This window comes from Brevibacterium rongguiense (assembly GCF_009857845.1).
GTDB classification, from domain to species: Bacteria; Actinomycetota; Actinomycetes; order Actinomycetales; family Brevibacteriaceae; genus Brevibacterium; species Brevibacterium rongguiense.
Genome location: NZ_WWEQ01000090.1, coordinates 1 through 6,680, shown reverse-complemented (window position 1 = coordinate 6,680; position 6,680 = coordinate 1). Strand labels below are relative to the sequence as shown.

Here is a 6,680-nt window from a genome sequence, read left to right as displayed (position 1 = left end):
CACCAGCGCCGCCTGCGCGGCGAGCGCCGCCACGTGGTCGGCCCCGCGCCGGCGCACCGCCCCCCGGGCCGAGGGCACGGGGACGAGGAGCACCGGCAGATCGGCCAGCGGGCGGGCCTCGAGCGCGCCCACGACGGCGCGGGCGAGGAGCAGGCCGAGGATGCGGACGAGGTCGCGGCGGTCGTGCTCCTTGTAGCCCACCAGCCCGGCGCGCAGCACCCCCGCGTACTCGCCGGACGCCACCACGGTGCGCGTGCCGTAGCGCGGCACCTGGGAGATCAGCGGGGAGTCGAGGCCTGCCGCGCAGTCCGCGCACAGCGTCACGGTCTCCGCCCCGCAGCCCGCGCAGCTGCGGGGCACGACGAGGTCGAGCAGCTCCCCCAGCATCCGCGCCATCGCCCCAGCGTGCCCGAGCCCGCCCGCGGGCGCACCCGCGCCTCGGCGGCCTGTGGACAGCGGGGGCGGCTCAGCCGGCGTAGGCCGGATCGTAGGCCTTCGCGTCGACGATCTTCTGCCACGAGCCGCCCGAGTACGTGTAGAGCGAGCCCCCGGCGGTGCCCACGCGCACCGAGCGCAGGTCCTCCGCGGCGGCGATGCGCGCGGCATCGGAGATCGTGCCGAGCGCCGAGGCGGGCCCGGAGACCTGCATCGAGAACGGCTGGACGCCGCCGTCGCCGGTGTTGCCGAGCACGGCGACGGTGTCCGCCCCCGCCCAGGAGAACTCCGTGAGCGAGGTGAACTCCTGCCCCAGGGTCAGGGGCGAGGCCGCCAGGCGGGCGGGCTCGGAGCGCCCGCTGCGCGCGATGCCCACGATGTCGAGGCGCTGGCGGCCGGAGGAGTCGGCGGAGAGCACCCCCACGCGCGAGCCGTCGCGGGACACGTGCAGGCTGCGGATCGTCCGATCGCCCAGGAACTTCGCGGCCAGGCGGGTCGAGTCGCCGCCGGAGCTCACCGCGATGAGCGACTTGCCGGAGGCCTCCGCGGTCCACATCCAGCCGTAGCGGTCGAAGCTCGGGCCCACGAGCTGCGCGCCGCGCACGATCTGGTGGTCGCGGCCCTCCCCCGCGGAGAAGTGCCGGATCTCCTTGCCGTCCTTCGTAAGGTAGGCGTAGACGGAGCCGTCGATCGCCACGGCCGGGTCCCGGGCGCCGACGGGCAGCCGCGGCGAGCGCTCCACGGGCGTGAACGCGCTGCCCTCCACGGTCGCGATCCGGCGGTCGGAGACGACGATGGGCCGCGAGTCGATCTGCACGGAGGAATCCGCGCCGCCGCCCTTCGAGTCGAGCTCGGCGCCGGCGCTCGTGACGGACACCGAGGTGATCGAGCTGATCTGGGTGAGGCTCGCCTCGAGCTGGTCGACGAGGCGCCCGGCGGTCCGATCGTCCAGGCTGCCCTCCGGGCGGGCGAGGCCCACCTCGGCGCGCCCCTCGGAGACGGTGACGGACTTCGGGTCGAGCTGCGTGCCGTCCGGGGCCGCGGACACGACGGCGCCGGAGAGGTAGTCGGATGGCCCGCGCAGCAGCTCCGCGATGACCTCCGTGGCCGTCGAGGGCGAGCGGATGAACCACCGGACGTCCGGCACGAGGTTCTTGTAGTCCGGCGTGTAGTAGTACAGCGCATAGGACTGGAACAGGGTGGCGAAGTTCGTCGCGGACAGCAGCAGGCCGTCGGGGGCCTTCGAGATCCGCCACTGCCCGTTGACCTGGCGCAGGGAGAACTTCATGGAGGAGTTCGTGTTGTCCCCGGCCTCCCGGTAGATCCGGGACTCATCGAGGGTGGCGCCCACGGGCACGCTCAGCGCGATCCGCTGCGAGTTCGAGGTGATCTCGCTCGTCACGGAGTCGAGGCTGACCCCCGAGGGCAGCACCGCGACCTGCGCCTGCGGATTCCAGCGGTCGGAGAAGTCGTCGGTGAGGAAGGACCGGGCGACCGCGAAGTTGTTCGAGTAGCCCGCGCCCGCCGTGAGGAAGCCGCGCACGATCTCGTCCGGGTCCGCGTCCTCGGCGGGGCCGTCGGGCTCGATGCGCGACTGGACATTGGGGCCGGCATCGCCCACGTCGATGCGCCCGATGCCCCCGGAATCGGGGATCGAGGCGCAGCCGCTCAGCAGCGCCAGCGCGCACGCGCCGGCCAGGGCCGCGCGCACGCGGGTCCGCGCCCGCGGCCGCGCCTGCGGTCGGGTGCGATGGGCGCTTCGCAGCGGTCTCATGGGCCCTCCTCGGTCGGCTCGGCTCCGGGGCCCGGCGCGCGGCCGGACTGCGCACCGTCGGACTGCGCGGGACCGGACCGCGCGGCGCCATCAGACCGCGCACCGCCCTGCTGGACGGCGGCCTCGGCGGAGTGCTCGGCGACCTCGACGACGATGGGGATCGAGCCGGTCTGCACCCGCACGGAGCCGTCCGAGGTGCTGGGGCCCGCGACCAGGGTCGTGCCGCCGCGCAGCACCGCGTCGGCCGGGGGCAGCGGCAGCGGCGAGGAGGCGATCGCCTGGCCCTGGCGGCGCGGCAGCGTGAGGCGGAAGCACGAGCCCTCGCCCGTGCGGCCCCAGGCCTGCAGCCAGCCGGCGTGCAGGTGGGCGTCCTCGAGCGAGATCGCCAGGCCCAGCCCCGAGCCGCCCAGCGTGCGCCGTCGCGAGGGATCGGCGCGCCAGAACCGGTCGAAGACGTGCTCGACCTGCTCCTCGCTCATCCCCACGCCGTGGTCGCGCACGCTGATCGCGGCCGCCTCCGCGTTCGAGCCGACGTAGATGTCGATGCGCCGCTGCTCCCCGTGCTCGATCGCGTTGACGACGAGGTTGCGCACGATGCGCGTGACGCGCACGCGGTCGACCTCCGCCATGACGGGCGAGGACGGCGCGTGGACCAGCAGCTCGGTGCCCGCCTGCTCCGCGACGACGGCCACCGTGTCGATGACCCCCGTGACGATCTCGGACAGGTCCACGGGCTTCGTCACGAGCTGGGCCGCGCCCGCATCGTGGCGGGAGATCTCCAGCAGGTCGCCCAGCAGCAGCTCGAAGCGCTCCACCTGTGAGTTCAGCAGCTCGGCGCTGCGCCGGGTGGACTCGTCGAAGTCCTCGCGGGACTCGTAGATGAGGTCGGAGGCGATGTGGATCGTCGTGAGCGGCGTGCGCAGCTCGTGCGAGACATCGGAGACGAACTGGCGCTGGAGCACGGTCAGCTGCTCCATCCGGGTGATCTGGTCCTGCAGTGCGTCCGCCATGTCGTTGAAGCTCTCCGCGAGCGTGGCGATCTCATCGCTGCCGTTGACCGGCATGCGCTGGTCGAGATCGCCGTCGGCGAGCTGGCGGGCCACCTGCGCGCCCGTCCGGACGGGGACGACGACGAGCCGGGTGACGATCCACGCGATCGCGCCCACGAGGACGACGAGCACGAGGCCGGCCACGAGGAGGGCGCGCTGGACGAACTCGAGGGTGTCCTGCTCCTTCTCGAGGTCCGCGACGACGTAGAGCTCGAACGAGCCCGCCTGCGGGATCGTCACCCGCTGGGCGATGACGAGGCCGGGCGAGTGCAGGGAGCCCGGCAGCTCCACCGATTCGTAGAGCTGCTCGCCGTCCTGCCCGTCGGCCACCGCCGAGCGGAACTCGCCGGGCAGGTCCGCCACCCGCACGGACTCCTCGCCGTAGGGGAACGCGCCGATCGGGGGCACCGAGCGGTTGCCGCCCACGGGCTCGAGCGCGATCGAGCGCAGGGGCGTGGGCGAGTTCGAGACCTTCGAGCGCAGCTGGGTGCTGAGCGTGTCGACGAGCTCGTCGCGGTCCGTGATGCCGGAGAGCGACTCGAATTCGGCGACGTAGCCGGCGGTCTGGTTGGACACGGAGTTGCGCCGCGCCTCGAACAGGCCGCGGGCGATCTGCTGGGACATGAACGAGCCCACCCCGTAGATCGCCACGACGGTGAGGACCGAGGTCAGCGCGATGATCCGCAGCTGCAGGGAGCGCGTGAACGCGAAGACGACCGCCCGCCACAGTGCGGCGAGGCCCCGGCCGGCCGCGCGCAGCAGGCGCAGCGCCCGCGGCCTCGCGCCGGCCCGCGGGCCGCGGCTCACGTGGGCTGCCCGGCCTTATAGCCCACGCCGCGCACTGTGACGACGATGTCGGGCTTCTCCGGGTCGCGCTCGATCTTCGAGCGCAGGCGCTGGACGTGCACGTTGACCAGCCGGGTGTCCGCGGCGTGGCGGTAGCCCCACACCTCCTCGAGGAGGGTCTCGCGGGAGAAGACCTGCCAGGGGCGGCGGGCGAGCGCGACGAGCAGGTCGAACTCGAGCGGGGTCAGCGAGACGGGCTTGCCGCCCTTCGTCACGGTGTGGCCCGCCACGTCGACGCTGACGTCGCCGACCGTGAGGATCTCCGGGGCCGCGGGCTCGGCCAGGCGCAGGCGCGCGCGCACGCGGGCCACGAGCTCCTTGGGCTTGAACGGCTTGGGCACGTAGTCGTCCGCGCCGGACTCCAGGCCGAGGACCACGTCGACGGTGTCGGACTTCGCGGTGAGCATGATGATCGGCACCCCGGACTCCTCGCGGATCTCCCGGCACACCTCGAGGCCGTCCTTGCCGGGCAGCATGAGGTCGAGCAGGACGAGGTCCGGGCGGGAGGCGCGGAAGGCGTCGAGCGCGCCGTCGCCGGTCGCGCAGAACGAGGGGTCGAAGCCCTCGCTTTTGAGCACGATGCCGATCATCTCCGCGAGGGCAGTGTCGTCGTCGACTACGAGGATCCGAGCGTTCATGCCCCCATTGTCCCCCACCGGCACCCGGAAGTGGGCGAGCGACGCAGGCGGGCGCGGCGGTGCGCGGGGCGAGGGACAAATCGGGCCCGGCCTGGCAGGATGGTACGGGCCGCAGGGGCCGGGCCGCGCCCCGGGCGGCCGCGGGCAGCAGCGACGGCCGGAGGGAGCACGGTGTTCACGACCTCGGCGCAGGCCTGGAACCAGCGCACCGACTGGCGCACCGGGCGCCCTGTGCCCGCCGACCCGCGCGCCGCGCGCCCCGCCTGGCGCCCCCCGGCCAAGCCTGGCACGCTGCCCAAGCGCCCGCTGCGCTTCATCGAGGGCCTCGACGGCGGCTTCCGCCTCATCCGCGCCCAGCCCGGGGCGACGGTCGGCCTCGCGCTCGTCGTCAACGCGCTGTGGACCCTGGCGCTCGGGGCGCTGCTCGCGTTCCTCGTCTGGCTCTCGATGGGCTTCTTCACCACCGTCTTCTCCGACCCCGAGGCGCTCTCCGGGTTCGCGCTGCTCGCCCAGTTCGGCGCGGTTGCGCACTCGCTGCTCACGCTCTCGCTCATCCAGTTCGCCGGGGCCTTCGCCGCCCTGGCCGCGCACGCCTCGTTCACGGGCGAGCGGCTGGGCCTCGGGCGCGCGTGGGCCGAGCTGCGCGGCGTGCGGCTGCGGCTCATCGGCACGGTCGCGGCGCTGTTCGGCTGCCACGTGGCGCTGCTGGCGCTCTGCGCGCTGCCCGGGCTCATCGCCGCGGGCCTGCACAGCACGCTGGCCGCCACCGCGCTCATGGTCATCGGGTTCGTCCTCTGGGTGGGGCTGACCGTCTACCTGGCGGTGCGCACGGCCTTCACCGGGCCCGCGATCGCCTGCGAGCGCCTGGGCGGGCGCGCCGCGGTGCGCCGTTCGTGGGCGCTGACGCGTTGCGGCTTCTGGCGCACCCTCGGCCAGCTGCTCTTCGGCTCCTGGCTGTCCTCGCGCATCCTCGAGGTCGTCATCGCCCCGTTCCTGCTCGTCCTCTACGCCGCGGCGCTCGTGGTGCTCGCCCTGGCGGCGGGCTCCGAGCTCTCGGGCGGCCTGGCGATCGGCATCGCGGCGGGCCTGGGGCTCGCCCTCGTCGCGGCGAGCATCGCCTCCGCCGCGGTCCTCATGGCGTACTGGGCGGGTCTTGCAGCCGTCGTCTACTTCGACCGCCGCATGCGCGCCGAGGGCTACGACCTCGTGCTCCTGCGCGAGGCCGAGGCGCGCGGATGAGCGCGCTTCGCGCCGCGGTCGCGCTCGCAGCCATCGCCCCGGGCCGCGAGGAGGCCCGCGAGTGGGCGCACCGGGAGCTGTCCTCCGACCCGGACTACCGCGACTCCGATGTCACGTTCTTCGAGCGCATCGGAGCGGCGATCCGCGCGCTCTTCTCCTCGCTCGGCGAGGCGGTGGGGGGCATCGAGTCGCCCTGGCTCGTCCTCGTGCTGCTCGCGGCGATCGCGGGCCTGGCGGTGCTCATCGTGCTGCGCGTGCGCCGCGGGACCGGCAGCGCCCTCGACCCCGCCCTCTTCGAGCGCCCGGCGCTCGCCCGGGGAGCCGATCCGGATCGCCTGCGGGCGGCCAGCGCGGCGGCCTGGGCGCGCGGCGAGCTCGGCCTGGCCGTTCAGGAGCGCGCCCGCACGGTGTTCGCCGTCCTCGCCCGGCGCGGTGAGCTCACGGTGGGACCCGCGAGCACGGCGGCCGAGCTCAGCGCCGCCGCGGCCGCGCGGCTGCCCGCCCACGCCGCGTCGCTGCGGGCGGCCGGCGAGCTCTTCGACGCCGTGACGTTCGGCGAGCATGCGGCGACACCGGCCGACTACGAGGCGCTCGTCGCCCTCGACGCGGCCGTCTCCGCGCGCTCGGGGACGGCGCCCGGCGCGGTGGCAGAGGCGCCCGCGGCGGGGACCGCGGCGGCGGTCGCCCGGTGAGCGCCGG

Annotated in this window: 6 protein-coding genes; 2 read left to right on the top strand and 4 right to left on the bottom strand. The window is 74.6% G+C overall.

From position 1 onward, the window contains the following. From GSY69_RS13155 to mtrA, 4 genes are all read right to left on the bottom strand, one after another. Window positions 1–396: ComF family protein (locus GSY69_RS13155; protein ID WP_407925028.1), on the bottom strand; the 396-nt coding region annotated here is incomplete at its 3' end. A gap of 70 nt (window positions 397–466) precedes the next feature. Then, window positions 467–2,209 (bottom strand): LpqB family beta-propeller domain-containing protein, encoded by a 1,743-nt coding sequence (locus GSY69_RS13150; RefSeq protein ID WP_160954289.1) that lies wholly within the window; start codon window positions 2,207–2,209, stop codon window positions 467–469. Next, window positions 2,206–4,065 carry an MtrAB system histidine kinase MtrB gene (gene mtrB, locus GSY69_RS13145; RefSeq protein WP_328698876.1) on the bottom strand — a complete coding sequence of 620 codons (1,860 nt, stop codon included), beginning with the start codon at window positions 4,063–4,065 and terminating at the stop codon, window positions 2,206–2,208. Before mtrB ends, GSY69_RS13150 begins: the two co-directional genes overlap by 4 nt. Next, window positions 4,062–4,742: an MtrAB system response regulator MtrA gene (gene mtrA, locus GSY69_RS13140; RefSeq protein WP_160954288.1), complete on the bottom strand. Its 681-nt coding sequence runs from the start codon at window positions 4,740–4,742 to the stop codon at window positions 4,062–4,064. The genes mtrB and mtrA overlap by 4 nt, the downstream gene beginning before the upstream one ends. A gap of 171 nt (window positions 4,743–4,913) precedes the next feature. On the opposite strand from mtrA, the gene GSY69_RS13135 reads away from it, so the two are divergent. Then, the gene (locus tag GSY69_RS13135) at window positions 4,914–5,981 is read left to right on the top strand and encodes a hypothetical protein (protein ID WP_160954287.1); all 1,068 of its coding nucleotides are present in this window, start codon (window positions 4,914–4,916) and stop codon (window positions 5,979–5,981) included. Further along, window positions 5,978–6,673, top strand: a complete 696-nt coding sequence (locus GSY69_RS13130) for a DUF4129 domain-containing protein (protein ID WP_160954286.1) — start codon at window positions 5,978–5,980, stop codon at window positions 6,671–6,673. The genes GSY69_RS13135 and GSY69_RS13130 overlap by 4 nt, the downstream gene beginning before the upstream one ends. Window positions 6,674–6,680 lie beyond the last annotated feature (7 nt).